Source organism: Microbacterium sp. PMB16, from assembly GCF_051294855.1.
Lineage (GTDB): Bacteria > Actinomycetota > Actinomycetes > Actinomycetales > Microbacteriaceae > Microbacterium.
Genome location: NZ_CP145908.1, coordinates 1,112,931 through 1,136,965 on the forward strand (window position 1 = coordinate 1,112,931; position 24,035 = coordinate 1,136,965).

General features: G+C 68.3%; 25 protein-coding genes and 1 pseudogene. 10 read left to right on the plus strand and 16 right to left on the minus strand.

The genetic code is table 11. The annotated features are described in order from the left end of the window. Nucleotides 1-92 precede the first annotated feature (92 nt). Genes V5D55_RS05335 through V5D55_RS05365 form a run of 7 tightly spaced genes read right to left on the minus strand, consistent with a single transcriptional unit; the run spans nt 93 to nt 7,040 of the window. The gene (locus V5D55_RS05335) at nt 93-965 is read right to left on the minus strand and encodes an AraC family transcriptional regulator (protein WP_435748337.1); all 873 of its coding nucleotides are present in this window, start codon (nt 963-965) and stop codon (nt 93-95) included. 28 nt (nt 966-993) lie between these two features. Continuing rightward, nucleotides 994-1,944 carry an aldo/keto reductase gene (locus V5D55_RS05340; RefSeq protein WP_435748338.1) on the minus strand — a complete coding sequence of 317 codons (951 nt, stop codon included), beginning with the start codon at nt 1,942-1,944 and terminating at the stop codon, nt 994-996. After that, a complete protein-coding gene (locus tag V5D55_RS05345; protein WP_435748339.1) occupies nt 1,941-2,792 on the minus strand; it encodes a ribonuclease activity regulator RraA in 852 nt (283 codons plus the stop codon). The genes V5D55_RS05340 and V5D55_RS05345 overlap by 4 nt, the downstream gene beginning before the upstream one ends. Continuing rightward, the gene (locus tag V5D55_RS05350; RefSeq protein WP_435748340.1) at nt 2,776-3,954 is read right to left on the minus strand and encodes a mandelate racemase/muconate lactonizing enzyme family protein; all 1,179 of its coding nucleotides are present in this window, start codon (nt 3,952-3,954) and stop codon (nt 2,776-2,778) included. The genes V5D55_RS05345 and V5D55_RS05350 overlap by 17 nt, the downstream gene beginning before the upstream one ends. A gap of 28 nt (nt 3,955-3,982) precedes the next feature. Further along, entirely contained in the window at nt 3,983-4,852 is an 870-nt protein-coding gene (locus tag V5D55_RS05355; protein WP_435748341.1) for a carbohydrate ABC transporter permease, read from the minus strand. Next, nucleotides 4,849-5,754 (minus strand): carbohydrate ABC transporter permease, encoded by a 906-nt coding sequence (locus tag V5D55_RS05360; protein ID WP_435748342.1) that lies wholly within the window; start codon nt 5,752-5,754, stop codon nt 4,849-4,851. Before V5D55_RS05360 ends, V5D55_RS05355 begins: the two co-directional genes overlap by 4 nt. After that, nucleotides 5,751-7,040 carry an ABC transporter substrate-binding protein gene (locus tag V5D55_RS05365; protein WP_435748343.1) on the minus strand — a complete coding sequence of 430 codons (1,290 nt, stop codon included), beginning with the start codon at nt 7,038-7,040 and terminating at the stop codon, nt 5,751-5,753. The genes V5D55_RS05360 and V5D55_RS05365 overlap by 4 nt, the downstream gene beginning before the upstream one ends. A 240-nt stretch (nt 7,041-7,280) precedes the next feature. Here V5D55_RS05365 and V5D55_RS05370 point away from each other — a divergent pair, with 240 nt between their 5' ends. After that, nucleotides 7,281-8,012 carry a FadR/GntR family transcriptional regulator gene (locus V5D55_RS05370; RefSeq protein WP_435748344.1) on the plus strand — a complete coding sequence of 244 codons (732 nt, stop codon included), beginning with the start codon at nt 7,281-7,283 and terminating at the stop codon, nt 8,010-8,012. Nucleotides 8,013-8,043: 31 nt separating this feature from the next. Here V5D55_RS05370 and V5D55_RS05375 read toward each other — a convergent pair whose 3' ends face one another. After that, a complete protein-coding gene (locus V5D55_RS05375; RefSeq protein WP_435748345.1) occupies nt 8,044-11,634 on the minus strand; it encodes a glycosyl hydrolase family 95 catalytic domain-containing protein in 3,591 nt (1,196 codons plus the stop codon). Between the two features lie 225 nt (nt 11,635-11,859). On the opposite strand from V5D55_RS05375, the gene V5D55_RS05380 reads away from it, so the two are divergent. Together V5D55_RS05380 and V5D55_RS05385 are read left to right on the plus strand one after the other, a co-directional pair. Continuing rightward, complete coding sequence (locus V5D55_RS05380) at nt 11,860-12,282, plus strand: Fur family transcriptional regulator (protein WP_435748346.1); 423 nt, start codon at nt 11,860-11,862, stop codon at nt 12,280-12,282. A gap of 72 nt (nt 12,283-12,354) precedes the next feature. Next, nucleotides 12,355-13,818 carry a catalase gene (locus tag V5D55_RS05385; RefSeq protein WP_435748347.1) on the plus strand — a complete coding sequence of 488 codons (1,464 nt, stop codon included), beginning with the start codon at nt 12,355-12,357 and terminating at the stop codon, nt 13,816-13,818. A 67-nt stretch (nt 13,819-13,885) separates the two neighbouring features. On the opposite strand, the gene V5D55_RS05390 is transcribed toward V5D55_RS05385, so the two are convergent. Next, entirely contained in the window at nt 13,886-14,305 is a 420-nt protein-coding gene (locus tag V5D55_RS05390; protein WP_435748348.1) for a type II toxin-antitoxin system VapC family toxin, read from the minus strand. After that, a complete protein-coding gene (locus tag V5D55_RS05395; RefSeq protein WP_435748349.1) occupies nt 14,302-14,589 on the minus strand; it encodes a type II toxin-antitoxin system Phd/YefM family antitoxin in 288 nt (95 codons plus the stop codon). The genes V5D55_RS05390 and V5D55_RS05395 overlap by 4 nt, the downstream gene beginning before the upstream one ends. A 100-nt stretch (nt 14,590-14,689) precedes the next feature. Between V5D55_RS05395 and V5D55_RS05400 the strand changes: the two genes are divergently transcribed. Further along, nucleotides 14,690-15,286, plus strand: a complete 597-nt coding sequence (locus tag V5D55_RS05400; RefSeq protein WP_435748350.1) for a hypothetical protein — start codon at nt 14,690-14,692, stop codon at nt 15,284-15,286. 30 nt (nt 15,287-15,316) lie between these two features. Beyond that, on the plus strand, nt 15,317-16,126 hold the full coding sequence (locus V5D55_RS05405) for an alpha/beta fold hydrolase (protein WP_435748351.1): 810 nt from the start codon (nt 15,317-15,319) through the stop codon (nt 16,124-16,126). A gap of 69 nt (nt 16,127-16,195) precedes the next feature. Here the strand turns inward: V5D55_RS05405 and msrA are convergent, their stop codons facing one another. Next, nucleotides 16,196-16,738 (minus strand): peptide-methionine (S)-S-oxide reductase MsrA, encoded by a 543-nt coding sequence (gene msrA / locus V5D55_RS05410; protein WP_435748352.1) that lies wholly within the window; start codon nt 16,736-16,738, stop codon nt 16,196-16,198. Continuing rightward, nucleotides 16,735-17,211 carry a peptide-methionine (R)-S-oxide reductase MsrB gene (gene msrB / locus V5D55_RS05415; RefSeq protein ID WP_435748353.1) on the minus strand — a complete coding sequence of 159 codons (477 nt, stop codon included), beginning with the start codon at nt 17,209-17,211 and terminating at the stop codon, nt 16,735-16,737. The genes msrA and msrB overlap by 4 nt, the downstream gene beginning before the upstream one ends. Before the next feature lie 152 nt (nt 17,212-17,363). On the opposite strand from msrB, the pseudogene V5D55_RS05420 reads away from it, so the two are divergent. Next, nucleotides 17,364-18,279 (plus strand): annotated as a pseudogene (locus V5D55_RS05420) (DUF808 family protein). Between the two features lie 21 nt (nt 18,280-18,300). Beyond that, on the plus strand, nt 18,301-19,497 hold the full coding sequence (locus V5D55_RS05425; protein ID WP_435748354.1) for a hypothetical protein: 1,197 nt from the start codon (nt 18,301-18,303) through the stop codon (nt 19,495-19,497). Nucleotides 19,498-19,506: 9 nt separating this feature from the next. On the opposite strand, the gene V5D55_RS05430 is transcribed toward V5D55_RS05425, so the two are convergent. Both V5D55_RS05430 and V5D55_RS05435 read right to left on the minus strand, forming a co-directional pair. Further along, nucleotides 19,507-19,833, minus strand: a complete 327-nt coding sequence (locus V5D55_RS05430) for a type II toxin-antitoxin system PemK/MazF family toxin (RefSeq protein WP_435748355.1) — start codon at nt 19,831-19,833, stop codon at nt 19,507-19,509. Further along, nucleotides 19,830-20,036: an antitoxin MazE-like protein gene (locus tag V5D55_RS05435; RefSeq protein ID WP_435748357.1), complete on the minus strand. Its 207-nt coding sequence runs from the start codon at nt 20,034-20,036 to the stop codon at nt 19,830-19,832. The genes V5D55_RS05430 and V5D55_RS05435 overlap by 4 nt, the downstream gene beginning before the upstream one ends. 221 nt (nt 20,037-20,257) lie before the next feature. Between V5D55_RS05435 and V5D55_RS05440 the strand changes: the two genes are divergently transcribed. From V5D55_RS05440 to V5D55_RS05450, 3 genes are all read left to right on the plus strand, one after another. Then, entirely contained in the window at nt 20,258-20,785 is a 528-nt protein-coding gene (locus tag V5D55_RS05440) for an N-acetyltransferase family protein (protein WP_435748358.1), read from the plus strand. A gap of 5 nt (nt 20,786-20,790) precedes the next feature. Continuing rightward, nucleotides 20,791-21,492 carry a nicotinamide riboside transporter PnuC gene (pnuC, locus tag V5D55_RS05445; RefSeq protein ID WP_435748359.1) on the plus strand — a complete coding sequence of 234 codons (702 nt, stop codon included), beginning with the start codon at nt 20,791-20,793 and terminating at the stop codon, nt 21,490-21,492. A 175-nt stretch (nt 21,493-21,667) separates the two neighbouring features. Next, nucleotides 21,668-23,050, plus strand: a complete 1,383-nt coding sequence (locus V5D55_RS05450; protein WP_435748360.1) for an LLM class flavin-dependent oxidoreductase — start codon at nt 21,668-21,670, stop codon at nt 23,048-23,050. A gap of 38 nt (nt 23,051-23,088) precedes the next feature. On the opposite strand, the gene V5D55_RS05455 is transcribed toward V5D55_RS05450, so the two are convergent. After that, on the minus strand, nt 23,089-23,268 hold the full coding sequence (locus V5D55_RS05455) for a hypothetical protein (protein ID WP_435748361.1): 180 nt from the start codon (nt 23,266-23,268) through the stop codon (nt 23,089-23,091). Continuing rightward, entirely contained in the window at nt 23,265-24,002 is a 738-nt protein-coding gene (locus V5D55_RS05460; protein WP_435748362.1) for a MerR family transcriptional regulator, read from the minus strand. The genes V5D55_RS05455 and V5D55_RS05460 overlap by 4 nt, the downstream gene beginning before the upstream one ends. Between the last annotated feature and the right edge of the window lie 33 nt (nt 24,003-24,035).

Genomic DNA, 24,035 nt, shown 5'->3' on the forward strand with positions numbered 1-24,035 from the left:
CATGTCCGTTGAGGAGCCGCGGCCTCGAGAGGGCAGCGGCTCGGTGTCGAAGCCCATGATCCCGGGCGAGACGCCGTCCGGAGAATAGAGGATCAGCTGCCGTGGATGGATTTTCGTGGGGCATCGGTCCTGTTGTGCGCCGGGCTCAGCGACGGCATCCGGCGCTGCTCCTCGCGGAACTGACTGGGTGAGCGCCCGCGGCGCTGAGTGAACTGCCGCGAGAAGTAGGAGGGGTCGTCGAAGCCGACCTGGCGGGCGATCGTGCTCACCTCCAGGCGGGTCTCGACGAGCAGCGCTTGGGCACGGGCGAGGCGCGATTCGATCAGCAGCTGGAGCGGCGTGAGTCCGGTCGCCGCGAGCGTGGCGGCACGCAGCTGCGCGATGCCCATCCCCAGCTCCCGGGCGCGGACCTCCATCGAGACCCGACGGGTAGCGCCGCGGGTGAAGGCGACGATGCTGTCCGGAGGGCAATCCGACATGGTCAACGCGGCGAGTTCACCGATCCACGCGTAGGTCACTGCCGAGGCGCGCAGCGCGCTGGCGGGTCCGCTGTGCGCCAGATGTCTCCGCAGCCGGACGAAGGTCTGCCCCAGCGTGTCCGGCACTTCCGCGACGGACACCACGGGTGTCGTGCGCTGCCATGCGCCGAGCTCGTCGAGCGCCCGGGTCGCGGCGCCCGAGAACAGCACCCAGTGCTCGGCCCATCCCGACGCGAGCGGTCCGTACCCGTGCTTCACTCCCGGGAACAACCACAGCAGCGCGGGCGCGACCACCGGCACTTCGCCGGTCAGCGGACTGGAGTACCAGCCTCGACCCTCGCTGATCAGGACGAGCGCATGAGAGCGGAGCTGCCGATCGCGCACCACCTCGTGGGCGCCCGCGTACTCCCCTGCCCCGAGGCAGGCGATCGTGACGTCGACGAGGGCACGAGCGGGATTCGCGTACGTCGCCCAGTTCTCCATCATGGTCCTCGCCTCGGCCCGCGCCGACGTCCTAGACGAGCCCACTGTCGGCGAGATCCGACCAGAACGCTTCGGGGATGTCGGCGGATGCCCGTGCGATGCTGCTCTGTACATGCGCGGCCGTGCGGGTGCCGATCACCACAGACGCGACCGCCGGATGCCGGAGGGGGAACTGCACGGCGGCGTCCGGGAGCTCGATCCCGTGCTTCTCCGCGAGCGCGGCGATCAGGCGCGCGCGCCGGATCAGCTCGCCCGGCGCGGGGACGTAGTCGAAGTGCGCGTCGTCGGCGACCAGGGCGGAGCTCAGCAGACCCGAGTTGTAGATCCCGGCCGCCACCACGTCGACGCCCCGCTCCCACGCCAGCGGAAGGAGGTCTTCCACCGCGCTCCGGTCGATCAGCGTGAATCGGCCGGCGACCATGACGATGTCGACATCGGTGCGCCGCACGAATTCGGCGAGCATGGCCGACTGGTTCATCCCGACGCCGATCGCGCCGACCACGCCCTGTTCACGCAGCTCGACCAGCGCGCCGATGCCCGTGGTCGACGCGGCATCCCAGTGCTGGTCGGGGTCGTGCAGGTACACGATGTCGAGACGATCGAGGCCGAGACGCTCGAGACTGGAGTCGACCGATCGGAGGATGCCGTCTCTGCTGAAGTCCCATCGGCGTCGCAGGGCGGCGGGGACGATGAAGCCCTCCGGGTCGAGCTGGTCCGCCGTCTCGGGGCTCGGTTCCAGCAGCCGTCCGGCCTTCGTCGACACCGCGAACTCGTCGCGGGGATACTCGCGGAGCGCTCTGCCCAGCCGCGCTTCGGAGAGACCGAGTCCGTAGTGCGGGGCCGTGTCGAAGTAGCGGATGCCGGCGTTCCAGGCGGCGATGACCGCCGTCTCGGATTCGAGATCGCTGGTGACGCGGTGCATATTTCCGAACTGCGCGGCCCCGAGGCCGATCGGCGAGAGGGGGATGTCGTCGGGGATCATGCGTCCTCCACCGGCGGCCGGCCGTCGGCCTCCCATGCCTGATACTCCGCCCAGCCGACATCGTCGAGCGGGTAGTACCGCCGGAGCGCACCGCCGCGCGCGAGCTTGGCCCGGGAGAAGTCCTCCCATGCCTCGTGCTCGCGACTGGCCTCGACCACTTCCCAGGCCTTGGCGATCGGCACCACGACGGCGCCGTCGTCGTCCGCGACGATCAGGTCGCCGGGCAGCACGAGCGCTCCGCCGACCGCGACGGGCACGTGGTACCCCCACGGGAGCAGCGTTCCCTGCGACGCGTAGTGCGGCGTGGCGCCGTTGGCCCAGATCGGCAGGTCGATCGCGGCGAGGCGGCCCGAGTCCCGGATGCCGCCGTCGACGACCAGTCCCACCCCGCCGCGATTGTGCAGGTGATGGGCGAGCATCTCCCCCACGACCCCGGCGCGCAGTGAACCGTAGGCCTGCGCGACGAGCACATCGCCGGGTTCGATGAAGTCGAGCACCGCCCACAGCGCGGTCGCGCGCTCGACGTACTCCTGCGTCACACCGGCGTCCGAATAGATGTCCTCGCGCATCGGCATGAACTGCAGCGTGACGGCACGCCCCACGACGTGCCTGCCCGACTTCGTCGGCCGCGGCCCTTCGATGAACGTGCGCGTGATCCCCATCTGATGCAGCTTCGCGGAAGCGGTCGCCGACGACACCTCACCGAAGGCGGCGACCAGCTCCGGGTCGATCGGTGCGATCGACGGCCCCTTCACGGGGAGCGACCATGCTCCCTCGATGCGGTACTCGGGGACGCCGTCCGGTCCGATGGCGACGGGATCGATGGCGCCCTCAGGCTGCGTGGTCACGGCGATACACCTCCACGGCATAGTGACCCTCGATGTACGGGAACCGGGTCTCGAGGTCGTCGATCACCTCGACCCCGAAGCCGGGCGCGTCACCGAGTCCGATGGCGCCGGCGACGACGGGAGATCCAGCGACCAGGGAGTCCCACTTGAGAGGGCCCTGCACCATGCACTCCTCGAGCATCGACGCGTTCGGGAGCGCCGCGACCGCGTGGGCGTTCGCCAGGGCCATCAGCCCGTTGTGCCAGGAGTGCGGGATCAGTTCGAGGCCGGCCCGCTCCGCGAAGCGGCCGATCTTGAGCAGTTCGGTGATCCCGCAGACACCGGCGTCGGGCTGCACGACGTCGAAGGCGCCGCGTTCGATCCATGGCCGGAACTGCTCGAGGGTCGTGAACGACTCTCCGCCGGTGATCCGCAGTCCGACGCTGCGATTGAGTTCGACGTAGCCGTCGAGGTCGTCCTTCGCGATCGGCTCCTCGAACCAGAGCGCGCCGCGCTCCTCGAGTCCGCGCGCGACGGTCAGCGCGTCGGCGCGGCTCAGGCGGCTGTTGCCGTCGACCGCGATCCCGAGGCCGGGGCCGACCTCGCGCCGCACCTCGTCGAGGAGCCGCAGAAACCGCTCCGGGGTGACGGCATCCCACCCCCAGTAGGTGCCGAGACGGATCTTCACCGCCGAGTAGCCGGCCGCGGCGTGGTCGCGCACCTCGGCGATCAGCGTGCGAGGATCGCCGCGCCAGTCGTAGCGCACCCCGCCGGACGCATAGACGTCGACCGACGCGGCGGCCGAAGCGTCGATCAACCGGCTGACCGGCAGACCCGCCCGCTTGCCGCGGAGATCCCACAGGGCGCAGTCGATGCCGGCGACCGCGAAGTCGTGGGCCGATCCGACCGCGTGCACGATCGCGCTGCCCGTCGGCGCGGGAACGACCCCGAGGTCGTCGACGTCGGCTCCGACGAGCGACGGCGCATACCAGTCGACCCAGTCGGCGATCTGGAGCGGGTTCCCGTAGGCGCACGCCTCACCGATGCCGGTGAGGCCCTCGTCCGTCTCGATGACGACGACGGCGATGTCCGCCTTGACGCTGCGATAGCGGTCCGTGATCCACTGGTCTTCGCGCTGGTGCAGCCGGGTGCCGACGAGGGTCTTCGCCTGGGTGATCTTCACTGTGTGGTGCCTTTCGGTGGTGCGATCCTCAGCCCTTCTCGGCGCCGGCGGTCTGACCGGCCACGAGATGACGCTGAGCGAAGAGGAAGATGCAGAGGATGGGAGAGACGGAGATGATCGCGGCGAGCGCGATCTCCGGTTCGCGGATGGGGATGCCGGTGAAGTTGGCTCCTCCCAGGGCGTTCGTGTTGCGCATCAGCAGCTGAAGCCCGGTCTGCAGATTCGCGAGGTCGGAGTCGGTGAGCATGATGTACGGCAGGAAGAACGCATTCCAGGCGTTCACGAACGCGAAGAAGGCGACCATGACGATCACCGGCACGGCGAGCGGCACGAAGATCCGCGTCAGGATGCCCCATTCCGACACTCCGTCGAGCCGTGCCGCCTCGATCACCGAATCGGGGATCGTCGTCGCGGCGAACAGATAGACGAGGTAGACACCGAAGGGGTAGAACGCCAGCGGGAGGATCACCGACCACGCGGTGTTCGTGAGTCCGATCGCGGACATCTGCAGGTACAGCGGCAGGATCAGCGCGGCGGAGGGGACCACCATGGTGACCAGCGTGAGGAAGAGGATGACGCCGCGCCCGCGGAACCGGAACTTGGCCAGCCCGTACCCGGCCGGTACGCACGCGAGGAGCGCGATCACCATGCTGCCGACCGTGTAGAGGACGGAGTTCAGCGTCCAGACGCCGATGATGCCGTCGTTGTAGCCGATCAGGTGCGACCAGGCGGCCCCGATCCGTTCGAAGCTCCCGAACGCGAGAGGAGCCTCGGTGCGCAGCTGCTCGCTCGTCTTGGTCGTCGCGAGGAACAGCCAGAGCACCGGCACTCCGAAGAACAGCACGGTGGCCAGCAGGAGGAGGTTGCGGCCGAGGCGTCCGCCGAGACGAGCGATCATGAGCGGCCGTCGATCGAGTAGAACTTGGTCTTGCGGATGATGATGACGGCCGCCGTGACGGTGACGATCAGCAGGAGCACCGAGAGCGCGGAGGCTCGTCCGTAGTTGGACTCCCCCGATGCGTAGGAGTAGACGAGCTGGTTGACCGACCACGTGGAGCTCACCTGACCGCGCGCGCCGGTGCCCAGCACCTGCGGTTCGACGAACACCTGGAACCCGGCCGCGAACGACACGATGAGGATGAACGCGATGTAGCTGCGGATCAACGGGAGCTTGATGTGCCACACCTGCTGCCACACGTTCGCACCGTCGATGCGCGCGGCCTCGATCAGCTCGGACGGCAGCGCCGTGAGGGCGCCGTACAGCATCACGATCCAGCCGCCCGCACCGATGGCGACCCCCATGATCGCGAGGATCACCGGGAGTGTGCTGTCGGAGATGACGATGCCGTTCGCGCCGACGAAGGGGGCGAGGAGCGGGCCGATCGGACTGACCGCCGGGGAGAACATGAACAGCCAGAGCAGCGCCGCGGCCGAGCCGGTGACCGCACCGGGCACGTAGGAGATGAAGCGGGTCAGGGCACCGAACCTGGTGCGTTTCGCGTCGAGCACCAGCGCGAGCACGAAGACCACGATCAGCAGCAGCGGCAACCAGATCAGGAGGTACATCGCCACGTTGACCGTGGCGACCGGGAGGCGGTAGTCGGCCAGCACCGCGGCGAAGTTGTCGATCAGACTGAACCGGGTCGGGCCGACCACCGGGGTGACGAAGAACGCCGTCACGATCGCGTAGACGACCGGCACCACGCCGAACGCTACGAGCAGCACGGCGTACAACGCCACGAAGCTCCAGCCGGTGGCACGGCGTCGCGGACGCCGTGCCACCGTCTTCACTGAGGTCACTTGTCCACCGTGTACCCGGCTGCCTTGGCGGCGGCGAGCGCCTGCTCGCCGAACGTCGTCCACGCAGCGTCGATGTCGCCGCCCGCGTCGGCGATCACGGTCGCGTTGAAGCTGTCGAGCAGCTGCGTCGCGTAGCGGACGTAGCCCTGCGTCGGGCTGAGCTGTCCTGCTGCTTCGTTCAGCACGGCGCTCGGGTCCTCGGCGTACCAGGGGTCGGCGGCCAGCTTCTCGAGCCACTTCTCCGCACTCGCCTCGTCGGCGGGATAGGTCGGTGCGGCCGACTGGATCGCCGTGTCGCTGCTCAGGGCGATCGCGAACTCGAGCGCCGCCTCGCGGTTCTCCGACTTCGCCGAGACGACCCAGATGCCTCCACCGACGGCACCGGAGACATGCTCATCGGTTCCGGCCCACGTCGGCGTGGGGGCGACGGCCCACTGTCCCTCGGTCGGGGAGTTCGGCTTGATGCCGTACTCCCCCATCCACGACGGCGAGATCGTGGCCAGCAGCTTCCCGTCGGTGACCTGCGAGACGAACGCCGGGTCGAACGGGTCGAGCGTGGAGAGGACGCCGTTCGCCAGCAGCGGCCCGAGGACCGCGTTGACCCGGGTGCACTCCTCGGCCGTCGGGTCGAGCGCCACGGAGGTCGGGTCATCCGAGTCGGTCAGCCGGCACTGGCTGGAGCCGTAGTAGCCGTCGAGGCCGTAGCGGGCGTTCACCGCCCCCAGCGAGTACCCGGGATGCTCCACGGCGAGCTTCTCGCCGAGAGCCAGCCACTCATCGAACGTGGCAGGGACGGTGTATCCGAACTGCTCGAAGAGCGGCTTGTTGTAGTAGACGACGGTCTGGGCGATGTCGTTGGGCAGGCAGTAGAGATCGCCTCCGAAGGTGCAGGCGCCCGTCGCGGCTTCCGCGAAGCCGTCGAGCACGTCGCCGTCCACGTCGGCGTTGAGTCCGAGCGGGAAGTTCACCGGATTCGCCAGCAGCGTGGAGAGTTCATCGGGAGTGGAGAGGAAGACGACATCCGGCAGGTCGTCCCCGGCCTTCGTCGCGAGGGCGATGCGCGACGAGATGGCGCCCTGGGTGTTGTCGACCGACTCCACCTCCACTTTGAGTTCGGGGTGCGCGGCCGCGAATTCCTCGGCCGGTGCCGTGCGGGTGTCGTCGACCCAGACGGTGATGGGGGCGTCGGCATCCTGCTTCGGACCCTCGGCTTCGCCGGAGCATCCGGCGAGGACGACGGCTCCGACGGCGACGATGCCGAGCATCGCCAGGTTGCTGCTCTTCATTGAGGCTCTCTTCTTCGGGTTGCTCCGGGCGATCCGCTACGGTGAGCGGACGGATCATCGGCGGTGAGGACGAGGTGAGACTCAAGTTCTCCTACCTCTTTGATCCTCGCCATCATAAACATGCCCGTTGCGCGCGGTCAAGAGTCATAGTTCTCGGATCTCTTGGACCTTCCCGCGCCGAACTCGGATACAGTGGACAACGGGCGCTCCACCAACTCAGGACGCCGGAGGAGGCAGAGGATGGCCGTGATCGACGATGCCGTCGACAGGATCCGCAGTCTCATCATCGATGGGCATCTGCAGCCCGGAGACCGCCTGCCGCAGGAGGGCCAGCTCGCGGACACGCTCGGCATCTCCCGGAACTCCCTGAGGGAGGCGATTCGGGTGCTGGAGCAGATGCGCGTGCTGACCGTGCGTCATGGTTCCGGCACGTACGTCTCGAGCCTCGAGCCGGCGCAGCTCCTCGAGGGGATATCGTTCGCCGTCGAGATGATGCGCGACGACACCGTCCGTCAGGTGCTCGAAGTGCGCGAGCTCTTGGAGCCTGCGGCGGTCCGACTCGCCGTGCAGCGGATGACGCCGGCCAAGCTCGCCGACATCCGCGCCGCCTTCGAGCGCAACCGGGCGCAGACCGAGATCGAGGAGCTGGTCCGCACCGACCTGGAGTTCCACGCCGCGATCGTGCGCGCCGCGGAGAACGAGTCGTTGAACAGCATCCTCGACGGACTCACGAGCAAGACCGTGCGCATGCGGATCTGGGGCGGCATCGTCAGCGACGACGCCGTGCACCTGACCATCGACTTCCACCGCAAGATCCTCGAGGCGATCGAAGCGGGAGATGCTCACCTGGCCGAAGCGACCGCGCTGCTCCATGTCAGCGCGGCGCGGGAATGGCTGGACGCCTATCTCGTCGCGCACGAGCGTCCGCACACCACCGAGGCCACCTCGCGGGCCCCCGCCGTCACGATGTGAGCGGTCGCGATCGCACGCGACCGCCCCCACCTCATCCGGCGACCAGGTCCCAGCGCTGATTGGCGCTCGACGTGCAGGCGTACTGCACGATGGCAGCGCCGTCCGCTGATCCCCCGCCGTTCACATCGAGGCACTTCTGACTGTGCTGGGCGACCAGTCGGTACCCGTCTCCGTCGTCGACGAGCGCGAACCGCTGGTTCGTGGCCGTCGAGCAGCCCCACTGCACGACGCTCGCCCCGTTCGCCGTGCTGGCGCCCGAGACGTCGAGACAGCGGTTGCTCTGCTGACCGACGAGCGAGAACACTCCGTTGCCGGCGTCGGTGAGCCGGAACTTCTGATTCGCGCCGTGGGTGCAGGTCGCCTGCGTCAGCAGTGCGCCATCGGCCGTGCTGCTCCCGGCGACGCTCAGGCATTTGTCGCTGTGCTGGACGACCAGTTCCACGGCGACGGGCTGCGCCACCACCTGCACCTTCGCGCCGAACTCACCGCACGAGATCCACGGACCCGCGTGGGACGACAGACCGGTCATGCGCACATAGCGCGCCGCGGAACCGTTGAGCGTGAGCCATTGCGGATCGGTCGAGTTCGCGAACGTGCCCTCGACCGACTGGGTCCAGGTCGTGCCGTTCAGGCTCGTCTCGATCCGCACGTCCTTGATGCGCCCGTTCGGGCCCGAACGCGCCGTGCACCCCGCCGACACCAGGTTGCGCGACGCCCCCAGGTCGACGACGACCCAGTGCGGCGGAGGGGTCGAGTTGGCGCTCCAGGCGGAGGTCCACCCGGGGTCCGCGGCACAGTCGACGACATTCGACGCGGGGCGATTCTCCGACGCGGTCTCCTGACTGCTGAACGCGGTGACGCTCATGCTCGTGCACGGCACGATCGAGGGGTCGGTCACCGTGACGGTGCGTTGCGCGGAGATCGTCCCTCCTCCGCCGGTCTTCGCCGCCTGCAGCACGCCCTGCCCCGCGAATCCGAGTGGTGCGCGCACCCGGAACGTCGCGGTCGTCGGGGTGCCGGCGCTCGTCGCGCCCACGGGACGCGACGACGGCAGCACGACCCATCCCTGCGGCGCGCTCAGCTGCACCTCGCCCGCCGGGATCACCCCTGCGGAGGAGCTCACCGACACCGTGACGTCGGCGGGAGTCCCGCCCACGAACGACGCGGGCGCCGTGATCGACACCGAGCCGGTGATCTGGAACGAGTAGTCCGTTCCGGCCACCGCCGAGAACGTGATGCTGCCGTCGCCGTGCGAGGTGGACGGAACGGTCGCGCCGGATGCATCCACCACCCTGACGTTCGAGGCGAAGAGGGCGCCGCGCATGGTGACGCTGCCCGACTTCCCCGCCGACAGCGTCGCGGAGGTCACGGATCGACCCGACCACGTCATGCTCAATTCGTGCCCTCCGCGCACCCGGACGCCCTCGATCTTGCCCGCGTTCCACCCGGTGGGTAGCGCGGGCAGCAGCTCGATCTCGCCGTTCTGGCTCTGCACCAGCAGTTCCGGGACCGAGGCGCCGAGGGGGCCCCACTGGGAGGTGACGGACAGCGACTGCGCGGCCATGGCCTTGTCGCCTTCACCGAGTCGCGCCCACATGAAGGACTTGTCCGGGTGATACCCGCCGGAGCCGCGCAGTTCGAGTGACTTCTTGTGCGCCGCGTAGATCTGCGGATCGGTCTGCCGTGAGATCACGTCGCGCAGGCTCGCACCCAGCAGGTGCGAGGCGTGACGGTGCGACGGATCGGCCGGCGCGTAGTCGTTGCCGAACTCCTTGATCTCTCCCTGCGCACCGATCGCGAACGGCAGGAGTGCGGCGTTGGCGGCGGTGATGCGGTTCACGAGATCCTGATCGGCGGCGCTGTCCGCCCCCAGGATGTCGGCCGCCTCGAGCACGTCATGGAACAGCTGACGGATCAGGACCATGTCTCCCGTCGCACCGCGACCGACCGCGAGCGTGGTGCCGTCGGACAGCCGGTACCTGTGCTCGGGCGATGTCGACGGCGAGGTGACAAGTTTGCCGTTCTTGTCGGTCACGAGCAGGTCGAGGGCGAACTCGGCGGCGCCTTTGAGGAGGGGATACGCGTCGTTCGCGAGGAACTGCTCATCCTGCGTGAAGAGGTAGTGGTCGTAGATGACCGATGACAGCCAGACCCCGCCCATGGGCCAGACCGCCCATTCGTTGTTCTCGTTCGCCAGCGCGGTGGGTGCCCAGATGTCGGTGAAGTGCGGTGCCGTCCAGCCGTCGAAGCCCCAGTCCTTATCGGCCGTGAGCCGCCCGTTCGTGGCGAGGTTCTTCATGAACTTCCACAGCGGATCACCCGCCTCGGACAGGTTGCCCGTCTCGATCAGCGCGTAGTACTTCTCGACGTTCTCGTTGAGGAAGTGCGACGATTCGTTCGGCGGCGTCCACTCCGGGTTCCACAGGCCCTGTTGATTGTGGAACCTGTCCGACGCGCCGGCACGCGATGAGGCGATCATCTCGTAGCGCGAGTACTGATAGATCTTCGCGTTGTCCGCTCCGACACCCGTGTTCCCGTTGACCTCCAGCCAGAGGCGGCGGAACAGGCTCCGATGATCGGTCATATGGCGATCGATCAGCTGCGCGTACGTCTTCGAGGCGGCTGCGTTCATCGTCGCCTGCACGACCGGGCTCGGGTTGATTCCGGTCTGCGCGGGGTTCGGCAGAGTGAACGGATCCTTGTAGCTCGTGGCGCTGGAGTAGATCAGGACGATTTCCGTCGCGCCGGCGATCGCGAGGTTGCCGCCCGTCGGCGTCACGGTTCCGCCGACCGTCTTCACCCGCAGACGCGCGTCGAACGTGATGCCTCGCCCGGCGGCCCACACCGATGCCGTGCCGGGCTTGTACGGCGCGGTCCCCGTCATGGTGATCTCGCTCCCGGTCGAGCTGACCGCGGAATGCCCGGTCATCTCGGCGGGGGCGGCCAGCTTGGCGGTCACGCTCATCGGCTGGCTCTTGTCGTTCGAGATCCGCATCACGATGACGTTGTCGGGATGATTCGCGAAGACCTCGCGCGTGTACTTCGTCGTACCGACGGTGTAGCTGGTGGTCACGGTGGCGCGATCGAGATCGAGGACGCGGGAGTAGCCGGTGAAGCCCGCCGTCCCGGCGACGTCGAGCAGGAGCTTGCCGACAGGAAGGAAGCGCGACCCGTTGGATGCGCGGCCCCACATGCCCTGAGCGGCAGTCTCGGCCTGCTTGAGGAGCGTCTCCCGCTGTGCGACCGTCGTGGCCGTGTCGGCCTGCGCCAGGAGGTTCCGCGTCTGGGTCAGAGCGGTGCGCCGATTCGTGTTGCTGTCGTCGGTCGGCTCGCCCGACCAGAACGCGGCATCGTTGAGTTGCAGCGTGTCCGCGGCGACGCCGCCCGCGACCCGCGCGCCGATGCGGCCGTTGCCGACGATGGCACCGGAGTAGTCGTTGCCGCTGCCCGGTGTCCCCCAGGAGTACTTCAGCTGGTCCCAGTTCCCGGGCTTCTGCGCGGCCAGTGCCGTGCGGACAGGTGAGGCGGACCCCGTGGGCGCTGCGGCGGCGGTCTGCACGCCGGTGCCGACCAGGGATCCTGTCAGGACGACGGCGAGGACGATCTTCGTCAGTCTGCGCATTGCTTCACTGCTCTCTCTTCGTCGAGAAAAGGGGATCACACCCGAATGGGAGGCGATGGCACCGAGGTTGCCCTCAAGTCCTCCCATGAATTGCGGGTCAGCCTACGATGAGTCCGGGTATTCGTCAACGAATAGGACATAGTTGTTGGACATCCCGTCGCCTCCCGACCGATATGCCAGCATCCTTCTTTTGAATCATTCAAAACAGGGTGTAGGGTCGGAGACATGGAGATCACACTCGACACGGTGTTGCATGACGCCGGGTTGAGGGCGACCACGGGCCGCCTCGCGGTGCTCGCGGCGCTGAACTCCCTGGCCCATTCGGATGCGGAGCGGCTCTACCGCGCCGTGTCAGACGTGCTGCCGACCACGTCGATCCAGTCGGTGCACAACATCCTCGCGGACCTGACGACGGCGGGTCTCATCCGCCGGATCGAACCGGCAGGCTCCGCGGCCCTCTATGAGCGACGCATCGGCGACAACCACCACCACGTCGTCTGCACCTCCTGTGGTGCGGTCGGCGATGTGGACTGCGTCGTCGGCGACGCACCGTGCCTGACCCCGTCCTCCGCCGGGGGATTCACCGTCCAGACAGCCGAAGTCACCTTCTGGGGCCTCTGCCCCAGCTGCCAGAACGTCGCGCAGTAGTCCGACGCGCCCGCCTGCCCACCCGGGCAAGGGGTGATCGTCGCACCTGCGTGCAAGAAGGAGAGAAGAACAATGACGAAACCTGCCACCACCACCCAGACCGGCACCCCGGCACCGAGTGACGCTCACTCGCTGACCGTCGGCGCCGACGGCCCCACCGTCCTGCACGACCGCTACCTCGTCGAGAAGCTCGCCTCCTTCAACCGCGAGCGCGTGCCGGAGCGCAACCCGCACGCCAAGGGCGGCGGCGCATTCGGCGAGTTCGTCGTGACCGAAGACGTCTCGGCGTACACGCGGGCAGCGGCCTTCCAGCCCGGAGCGACGAGCGAGACGCTGCTGCGCTTCTCGTCGGTCGCCGGCGAGCAGGGCTCCCCCGACACGTGGCGCGATGTGCGCGGCTTCGCGCTGCGGTTCTACACCGAGGAGGGCAACCTCGACATCGTCGGCAACAACACCCCGACGTTCTTCCTCCGCGACGCGATGAAGTTCCCCGACTTCATCCACTCGCAGAAGCGCCTCGGCGACTCGGGTCTGCGCAACGCCGACATGCAGTGGGACTTCTGGACCCTCTCCCCGGAGACCGCCCACCAGGTCACCTACCTCATGGGCGACCGTGGCCTCCCCCGCAGCTGGCGGCACATGAACGGCTACGGCTCGCACACGTACCAGTGGGTGAACGCCGCAGGCGAGCGCTTCTGGGTGCAGTACCACTTCATGTCGAACCAGGGCGTCGAGGCGATGGGCGCCGCCGAGGCGCAGGAGCTCGCAGGATCGGATGCCGACTTCTACCGCCGCGACCTGTTCGACGCGATCAACACCGGCGAGTTCCCCTCGTGGGACGTCTACGTGCAGGTCATGCCGTACGAGGAGGCGAAGGAGTACCGCTTCAACCCGTTCGACCTCACCAAGACGTGGTCGAAGAAGGACTACCCGCGCATCAAGGTCGGAACCTTCACGCTGAACCGCAACCCGCAGAACTTCTTCGCCGAGATCGAGCAGGCCGCGTTCTCGCCGGGCAACCAGGTTCCCGGCACGGGCATCTCGCCCGACAAGATGCTCATGGCTCGCGTCTTCGCGTACTCCGACGCGCAGCGCTACCGTATCGGCGCGAACTACAACCAGCTGCCGGTCAACCAGCCGCACGCGGCCGAGGTGCGCAACTACATGCACGAGGGCCAGATGCAGTACAAGGCCAACCCGGCCGAGCACCGCGTCTACACGCCGAACTCCTTCGGCGCAGCCGGTGGCCCCGAGGCCGACCCGGTGGCCGGCGTCGAGGCGAGCTGGGAGTCGGACGGCGAGCTGATGCGCACCGCCGCGACCCTGCACCTCGACGACGACGACTTCGGTCAGGCCGGCACGCTGTACCGCACGGTCTTCGACGACGAGCAGCGCGCCCGGTTCCTCGAGACCCTCACGGGTCAGGGCCAGTCGATCACGATCGACGAGATCCGCGAGCGGTTCTTCCAGTACTGGACGAACGTGGATGCTTCGCTCGGCGAGGCGCTGCGCCGCACGGTGCCTGCGGGAGTCTGAGCCGGTGGCTGCGCGGCAGGGCATGACCCTGCCGCGCAGCATCCGCTGATCCCTGGCTCGCGGATCCTCAGCCGGGGAGCTCGTCCGGATAGACGATGTCGATCTCGGCGATCGTCTTCGGGAAGTCCCTGCGGTTGTTCGTGAGGAAGCGGTCGGCTCCTGCAGCGACAGCGGTCGCGAGATGTGCGGCATCCGCTGCTCGCAGCCCGTAGGCGACAGACAGCGCCAAGGACAGTCGCGCTGTCGCCGCGTCAAGCGGGCGGAGATCGAGGCGGCTCAGGACGCTCATCAGCACCGCGACCTCTGGCGAGTCAGCGGTTTCTCGCATCGGCTTGGCAAGCACCTCGGTGAGGAGGAGCACGGAGCCGATGGCATCCGACGTGGGCTCCGAAGCGAGACCACTCAGCAGCGCGGCTACGCGGCTCCCGAGCGGATGCTCCTTCGCAGCCGCGTAGATCAGGACATCGGCGTCGAATGCGACGATCACCGCGCGGCTCGGTCCGCGGCGGCGGAGTCGACCAGCTCGTTCACACGTCGTCGGGTCAGAGTGAGAGGCATCAACGGCTCGGCACCGGCCTCCGCGAGCAATGCGCCGATGCGGTCAGCCTCACTCCACGCGGCACTCGCTCGCCGAGCAGCGAGGAGGTCGGGCCGGACCAGGACCGCCACCACGCGCCCATGTCTCGTGATCGAGACCTCCTCCCCCGCCTCGACACGGTCCAGTTGCGCGGGAAAGGTCTGGCGAGCGGCACTGGCGCTGATCGTGGACATGCCGAAATTGTACACTCTTGTACGAAGTCGTACATTCTCCGGGCTGCCCGAAGACGGGGTACGGATGTGCGCGCGCCCCTGTGCGCACTATCGTCTCGCTATGGCCCTCTTCTCCCGCAAGCCCAAGACCTCGACGCACACAGTGACCATCCATTTCGCGCAGCCGATGTCTCCGCAGACGAGGCACGCCCAGGAAGACGGGATCGTCGGCACCCTCCTCCCCCAGGTAGGCGCGTCGGCGCAGATCAGCGGCGGCGGCACGGCGCTCTCTCCCGGCGGCGAACCCGTCTCGGCCGACATCGTGCTCGAGATCACGGCGGCAGACATCGACCAGGTCGTCGACGCTCTCCTCGTCGTGCTCGAGAACAACGGAATCGGCAGAGGCTCCTGGATTTCGGTCGATGGGACGAGGCACCCGGTCGGATCGACGGAGTACGTGCTGCTGCGCACCGGCTTCGGTGACGACCCGTCGGTGGATGCGGTCGGGCTGACGGAAGCGCTCCAGCATGCCCTCGGGTCCGGCGAGATCGGCTGGCACGACGAGACCTACGCCGCGGCCCGCGGTCCCGTCTTCGTGTTCAGCGGACCGTCTGCCGGGAGCATCCTCGCCGCACTGCGCGCCGCGCTGCCGTCGCGTCCCGAGATCGCCGGAGCTGAACTGGTCTCCGTGACCCCCGGCGCCGCCGAGTTCGACTGACGACGCCGACCCGCTCGGGTGGGGGCCAGAATGGATGCCGTGGCAGTCCCTCTCTCCGACCTGACCAGCATGCCCGAACCGCAGCAGGTGTACGCGGCCGACGGCACTCGCCTCGCGACCTACACCTGGGGCGATCTCGATGCGCCGGTCGTCGTCGCCGTGCACGGCTTCGCGTCGAACGCGCGCGACAACTGGGTACTCACCGGCTGGGTGCGCGAGCTCACCCGCGCGGGATACCGGGTGCTCGCGCTCGACCAGCGCGGCCACGGCCACAGTGCGAAGCCGCACCAGCCGGTGGACTACGGCATCCGCACCCTGGCGACGGATGTCGAGTCCGTCATGGACGCGTACCTCGTCGACGACGCGTTCTACCTCGGATACTCGCTCGGGGCACGCGTGGGGTGGGAGGTCGTGCGCGATCTGCCGCAGCGGATCGAGCGCGCCGTGCTCGGCGGTGTGCCCGACGGCATCCCGCTCGCCCGGCTGAATCTCGACCAGGTGCGCGCGTACATCGCAGACGGCACCCCGGTCGCCGACCAGACCACGCAGAACTACATCGCCCTCACCGAGCGCGTACCGGGCAACGACCTGCAGGCGCTCGTCGCCCTCGCGGAGGGCATGCGGGCATCGGGCACGATCGACCCCGATCCGGCGGACGCCCCGACGCGGCCGATCCTCTTCGCGACCGGCTCGAAGGACGCGATCATCGAGGGCTCGCGCGCACTGGCATCCGCCGCGCACGACGGGCGCTTCTTCGAGATCCCGAACCGGAACCACTTCAACGCGCCGGGGTCGAGGGACTTCAAGGAGGCGGGGCTGGCGTTCCTCGCGGAGGGCTGAGCCTGTCGAAGCACCCGGGCTGGGGCCCTTCGACAGGCTCAGGGACCCCGAAGGATCAGGGCCCCAGCCTCAGACCGAGGCGCTTTCCCGCTTTGGCAGCACCCATCCCGCACGCGGGAAGTGGCAGGTGTAGCCGTTCGGGTACTTGATCAGGTAGTCCTGGTGCTCTTCCTCGGCCTGCCAGAACGGGCCCTCCGGCTCGATCGTGGTGACGGCCTTGCCGGGCCACAGGCCGGAGGCGTCGACGTCGGCGATCGTGTCGCGCGCGACGGTCTCCTGCTCGGGGCTGAGCGGGAAGATCGTGGAGCGGTAGCTCGAGCCGCGGTCGTTGCCCTGACGGTCCTTCGTCGACGGGTCGTGGATCTGGAAGAAGAACGCGAGGATGTCGCGGTACGTGGTCTTCGTCGGGTCGAAGACGATCTCGACCGCCTCGGCGTGACCGGGGTGGTTGCGATAGGTCGCGTGCTCGTTCGAACCGCCCGTGTAGCCGACACGGGTGGCGAGCACACCGGGCTGGCGGCGGATCAGGTCTTCCATGCCCCAGAAACAGCCACCGGCGAGGACGGCGGTCTCGGTGCCAGGGGTGCGGGTGATGGTTCCGGTGTCGGTCATGACTGCTCCTCAGAGATGGTGGGGGTGTCGGTGGAGAAGAGGCGGCTGTAGCGACCGTACCCCTCTTCCTCGAGCCTGTCAGCGGGGATGAATCGCAGCGCGGCCGAGTTCATGCAGTAGCGCAATCCTCCCGCGTCGCGCGGTCCATCGTCGAAGACGTGGCCCAGGTGGCTGTCAGCTGCGGCCGAGCGCGCCTCGGTGCGCTTCATGAACAGCTTCCGGTCGGTGCGCGTGGTCACGGCATCCGCATCGATGGGCTTGGTGAAGCTCGGCCACCCGGTTCCGCTGTCGAACTTGTCGGTCGACGAGAACAGCGGCTCGCCGGAGACGACGTCGACGTAGATGCCGTCGTCGTGGGTGTTCCAGTACGCGTTGCGGAACGGCGGCTCCGTCGCATCCTGCTGCGTCACCTCGTACTGCAGGTGCGTGAGGGCGCTGATCGCCTCGGGGGTCTTGCCGTAGTCGTTCGACATGATCTGACTCCTTGTCCGACGTCGCTGGCTGCGCCGTCACTAGAGGAGAACGGATGCCGGTGCCGTTTTGGTCCCGCGGGACTGGGAGCGGGCTGTGAGTTTCGCGCGACTCGATAGAGTTGCCCCCTGAACCACACACCCTGGGGGAACACATGTCCGTTGGACTTCTCGCCGTCGTCGACGACATCCTGAGTGCCGCGATGAAGGCCTCGGCGAAGGCGGCCGGCGTCGTGATCGACGACGCCGCGGTCACCCCGCAGTACGTGCAGGGCATCACGCCCGCGCGCGAACTGCCGGTCGTCGGCAAGATCGCGCTCGGCTCACTCGCGAACAAGTTCCTCCTCATCATCCCGGCGGCGCTGCTGCTCACCGCGTTCGCGCCGTGGGTGCTGCCGTACCTGCTGATCCTCGGCGGCACCTACCTCTGCTTCGAGGGCGCCGAGAAGGTGCTCGAGTGGTTCGGCGTGCAGCATGGCCACGCCGACGAAGGCGCGCGCGACGAGAAGAAGCTGGTCCTGGGTGCCGTGCGCACCGACCTGATCCTCTCCACCGAGATCATGCTCATCTCGCTCGCGAGCCTCGAGAAGGGGCTCGACATCTGGACCACCCTGGCGATCCTCGCGGTGATCGCCCTGCTGATGACCGTCGCGGTCTACGGAGCTGTGGCGCTGCTGGTGAAGATCGACGACATCGGGCTCAAGATGGCGAAGAACCCGGTGCAGCGCGTACGCCACACCGGCACCCGGATCGTGCGGTCGATGCCCGCGGTGTTCCGCTTCATCAGCATCCTGGGCACCGTCGCCATGCTCTGGGTCGGCGGCCACCTCGTGCTGGTCAACCTCGGCGAGGTGGGCTGGCACTTCCCGGTCGACGTCCTGCACGCCGTGGAGCACGCGCTCGAGCGCCGGCGCCGTCATCGTCTGGATCGTCGACACGATCATCTCCGCGATCGCGGGCCTCGCTATCGGCCTGGTGATCGTCGGCATCGTGCTCGGCATCGGACGGATGCTGGGCAAGAGCCCGAGCTTCCACGAGGGCGAGGAATCCCCCGCCGACGTGCACGTCTGACCCGCGAGTAGTCTCGTCGGCATGTCCGCCACCCCGAAGAGCCGCAGCGCGAAGCGCGACGCCGATCGCTGGTTCCGTGAGCAGGGTCTTCCGACCTTCGTGCCGCTCCGGCGCTGGTTCACCGATCTGCCGCGACGCGTGGCGCCGCTCGTGGCGTGGGTGGCCGTCGCCGCGGTACAGCTGCAGGGCGGGGTCGACGCGATCGTCGACGCCCTCGCCGGTTTCTTCCGCGAGAACGACACGGTCATCGTCCTCGTGGTCCTCGGCGTCTTCGCCGTCACCGCGGCCGTCGCCTGGGGCGCGTATCTGCTCGTGCGCGCCCTCCTGCGCCGCCTCTCCGTCGGCATCGGGACGATCTTCTCGATCCTCCTGATCGCCGCGTGCATCGCCGGCCTCATCGTCAACGGGTACGAGGCCCGAGCCGACGCCACGGTCGGACCGGTCTTCCAAGGATTGCTCGTGCTCGCGCTGTGCGTTCTGGTGACCGGGATGGGTGGCGGCGCGCTGATCTCCTGGGCGTCGCGATTGGCTGTGCGCAACGCCTCGGCCATCGGGCACATGGCATCCATCGCACTGCCCGTGATCCTGATGCTCGTCGTCTTCGCGTTCTTCTCCGCCGAGGTGTGGCAGATGGCATCCGCTCTGCACTGGGGGTCGATCGCGCTCGTCGGGCTCGTGGTCGCGATCCTCGCCGGAATCGTCGTGCTCCGGGTCAGCGCGTCCGAGATCGACGATGACGCCCAGGCCCCCACCGAGGTGCAGCGACGGGCGCTGCTCGTCGACACTCCGGCCGAGCACCGCGTGGTGGCTCCCGCTGCCCCCACGCCGCTTCGGGCTCCGCAGCGGATCAACATCCTGCTCGCGATGACCATCGCCCAGCTGGTGCAGGCGCTCTTCTTCGCGGCACTCCTCGCCGGACTGCTGATCGTGATCGGGAGCATCGCGATCCCGGTCGGAGTGATCGAGATCTGGCTCGGCCCCGGGAGCGACACGCTGCCGCTCGCCGTCGAGCAGCTGGTCATCGGCGGCGAGCCACTGCTGGTCACGGTCAACCTGCTCAAGGCGGCGACCCTGCTCGCGGTGATCGCCACGCTGCCCTTCGTGTTCTCCGCCGTGAGCGAGGCCCGCTACCGCGAGCGCTTCTTCGACCCGATCATGGCCGACATGCGTCGCGCGATCGTCGTGCGCGATGCGTTGAGCACGAAGATCCAGCGATAGCGGGATCGGTCAGCGGGCCAGCCCCAGGAACACGAGCACCGACCGTTCGATCTCGGCGAGCTGAGAGGCCGTCAGCCGGCCGACGCGGTCCATCACGTTCTGACGACGGACGGTGGTGATCTTGTCGACCATGACGTCGCTGTCCCGGTCCAACCCGTTCAGTTCCGCCACAGGGATTCGTATGCGCAGGAGCGGAGCGTCGACGAGCTTCGAGGTGAGCGGAATCACCGACACGGAATCCGTCGCCACGAAGGCGTCGTCCTGAAGGATCAGCGCGGGCCGGGGTTTCGCCGCATACACGCCGCCCGCCACCGTCCACAGCTCGCCACGGATCACTCGTCATCCCACGGAGCCGATATCGACTCGATGTACTGCTGCTCTTCGCCGGCATGCCGCCCGTGCGCGACGAGTGCACTCTGCCGGGCGGCCTCCACGGCGAACGCCGGGGTGCGGATATCGGGAACCCAGACCTGTATCGGTCGCAGCCCCCGTTCCCGCATCCGGCGCCGATACTCGGCCACGCGCGTCCTCACCGTCATACCAGCGAGTGTTACATGTAACGGTCGGGGAGGCAATATTCTCATCGGGTGCATCCCGCCAGAATGCCCCTCCTGCCCCGCCCTCGCGGAGCCACCGGCCCGGGAGAGACGGGCGTTGTGCAGAACTGACGAAAGGTCTCGATCGTGCAGTCGGCTTGCGCCCCGGCATCCTGCTAGCGTCGGCTTGCGCCCCGAAGCGCTGCAGAAGAGAGACCTCCGCGATGAGCACCGTGCAGATCAGAGACGCCGAGACGGCCGACCTCGAGACGATCACCGAGATCCACAACCACGCCGTGGTGCACACCACCGCGATCTGGAACGAGGATGCCGTCGACATCGACGACCGTGCCGCCTGGCTCGCCGACCGCACCGCCAAGGGATACCCGGTCATCGTCGCCGCCGACGACACGGGTGTCGTGGGCTACGCGTCCTACGCCCAGTGGCGCCCGCACAGCGGCTATCGCCACACGGTCGAGCACTCGGTGTACGTACGCGGCGACCAGCGCGGACGCGGGATCGGCAAGACGCTCATGGCCGAGCTCATCGTGCGCGCACGCGCGTCCGGCATCCACGTCATGATCGGCGGGATCGAGAGCGGCAACGCGGCATCGATCGTGCTCCACGAACGGCTCGGCTTCGCCCACGTCGGACGGATGCCGCAGGTCGGAGCCAAGTTCGGACGCTGGCTCGATCTGAGCATGCTCCAGCTGGTGCTCGACGACCGGGCGACGCCCGACCCGGCATCCTGACGACGATGGACCTGCTCCGCTGGCTGGCCGAAGCCTTCAACTCGCAGTGGCTGCTGCCCGGCGGGCAGACGCTCCTCATCCGCGAGGTCGTGGGCAACGCCTTCGGGCTCGCGAGCGCGATCGGCGGCATGCGGCGGAAGATCTGGGCGTGGCCGGTGGGGATCATCGGCAACGTCCTGCTGCTCACCGTGTTCCTCGGGTCGATCCTCAGCCCGGATCACCAGCTGCCGCACCTGCTCGGGCAGGCCGGCCGCCAGGTGATGTTCATCGCGGTCGCGATCTACGGGTGGGTGCGCTGGCGGAACGCCGATGGCGGTCGCATCACACCGCGGTGGGCGCCGACGAGCGGGCGCATCGGACTCGTGCTCGCGCTGGTCATCGGCACCGTGGCCATCACGCCGCTCTTCCGGGCGCTCGGCTCGTGGGAGCCGGTGTGGGCCGACGCCTGGACCTTCGTCGGATCACTCCTCGCCACCTACGGCATGGCCAAGGGATGGACGGAGTTCTGGCTGATCTGGGTCGCGGTCGACGTCGTCGGGGTGCCGCTGCTGTTCAGCTCGGGCTATTACGCGACCGGACTCATGTACGTGTTCTACGGCGCGTTCACCGCCACGGGGTTCATCGTCTGGTGGCGCGCGCAGGTCAGGGCTTCACGCCCGGTCGAGATCATCCCGCCCGACCCGAGTCCGCGGCACTCGGAGGCCTGAGGCACCACGCGTTCTCGGCAGCGCGAACCTCGCAGAACGACGCGAACTTCGCAGACTTCGACCGGAATGCCTGCGAAGTTCGTGTCGTTCTGCGAGGTTCAGGCGCCACGCGCAATATGTCGGTCCGTGTCGCGCGCTCTGGTCACACTCGCCCCGATCCCGTTTCATGGGTTTCATGACCCGACAGATCCGCTTCAACGCCTTCGACATGAACTGCGTCGCCCACCAGTCGTCCGGCCTGTGGCGGCATCCGGACGACCGCTCGCGCCAGTACAACACCATCAAGTACTGGACGGATCTCGCGAAGCTGCTCGAGAGCGCGACGTTCGACGGCATCTTCATCGCCGACGTGCTCGGCACCTACGACGTGTACGGCGGCACGAACGAGGCGGCGATCCGCAACGGCGCCCAGGTGCCGGTGAACGACCCGATTCTCCTCGTCAGCGCGATGGCTGCGGTCACCGAGCACCTCGGCTTCGGCATCACCGCGGGCACCGCGTTCGAGCACCCGTACCCGTTCGCCCGACGACTGAGCACGCTCGACCACCTCACCCAGGGCCGCATCGGCTGGAACGTCGTGACCGGCTACCTGCCCAGCGCGGCGCGCAACATGGGCCAGGAGGACCAGCTCGCGCACGACGACCGCTACGACCACGCCGACGAGTACGTCGAGGTGCTCTACAAGCTGTGGGAGGGGTCGTGGGAGGACGACGCCGTCATCGAAGACCGCGAGAGCGGGATCTTCACGGACCACACCAAGGTGCACCCGATCGGGCACCAGGGCAAGCACTTCAGCGTTCCCGGCATCCACATCTCCGAGCCGTCGCCCCAGCGCACCCCGGTGATCTACCAGGCCGGCGCGAGTCCCCGCGGTGTGCGCTTCGCGTCGGAGAACGCGGAGGCGATCTTCGTCGCAGCTCCCTCGAAGGAGGTGCTCGCGGGAACCGTGAAGCGCATCCGCGACGGCCTCGAAGCGGCAGGCCGCGGGCGCTACGACGCGCGCATCTACACGCTGCTCACGGTCATCACCGCGGCGACCAGCGAGGAGGCGACGGCGAAGCACGCCGAGTACCTGTCGTACGCGAGCCCGGAGGGCGCCCTGACGTTCATGTCGGGTTGGATGGGCGTCGACCTCTCGCAGTACGCCGAGGACGAGCCGGTCGGCAACGTCGAGTCCAACGCGATCCAGTCGGTGCTGCAGCACCTCAAGGAGGAGGCGGATCTCGGCCGCGAATGGACCGTGGGCGACTTCGGACGCCACAACGCGATCGGCGGCCTCGGCCCGACCATCATCGGCTCCGGCGAGGAGATCGCCGACGAGCTGCAGTCGTGGGTCGACGAGACCGACATCGACGGGTTCAACCTCGCGTACGCCGTCACGCCGGGCACCTGGCAGGACGTCATCGATCACGTCATCCCGGTGCTCCGCGCGCGCGGCGCCTACCCCGAGGAGTACACGCCGGGCACGCTGCGCCACAAGCTGCAGGGCAAGGGCGACCGCGTGCAGGACACGCACCGCGCTGCGAAGTACCGCATCGGGTCAAGCGTCACGGTCTGAACCCGCTCCGGTCGCAGTGGAGAGGCCGGGGCGTGGGGTCAGTCGGCGTCGCGGCGGAACATGCTCCGCAGCACGAAGAACACGCCGACCGCGACGACCAGGACGATCGCGAGCTTCGCGATGAACCAGAGCACCGAGAACAGCGCGCTCACCAGCCACCAGGCGATCACGACGGCGAGGATGACACCGAGGACGGTCCAGATGCTGTTCTTGGTCATGCGTCCAGCCTACGGAACTCCGGCGACCCCGCGGCGAGCAGCCGGTGCAGGTCTCCGGCCGCGGCGAGGAGGGCGACGCTGCGCTCCGTGAGCGCGGCGAGCCGATCGGTGAGCATCCGTTGCGCGTCGGCGGTCAGCGCCTGACTGCGCAGTTGATCGAGGATGCCGGAGATCGACGGGATCCCGTACCCGCCCGAGCGCAGAGCCGCCACGATGCGTGCCTCCGTCACGGCCCGCGCGCCATAGGAGCGGGCGACGGGTGCCTCGGTGCGGAGGGGGTGGATGAGCCCCTCGCGCTCCCAGTGCCGCAGCGCCGACGCGCGCACACCGAGCGCCTGCGCGAGTTCGCCGATCGTCATCGCATCCTCGTCGCGGAAGACGTCGGCTGATTCCTCGACGGCGACCTCGAGACCGCGAAGCGCCTCCGTGACCCGCCGCCGTTCCTGCGCGAGCGAGGCGTGGAGCTCATCGAGCTGCTCGGCGGCGGCGTCGACGGTGCCGTCGAGGAGGCGCGGCATGAGCCGACGCGCGGGCACGGGCCCGATGGCGGCAGCGAGGGATCGATACGCATGGAGCGCCACCGCATGCGGCTCCGCGTACCGGCGGTAGCCGTTCGCGCCACGTTCGGCGGGCGGGATGATCCGCAGCCGCTCGAGATCGCGCACCTGCTGCGTGGAGTACCCGACGAGACCACCGAGCTGTGCCGTCGTCAGGGATCGCACTTGAGGGTTCACGCCTCGATTTTCGCGCCATTCCGGAGGCAAGTC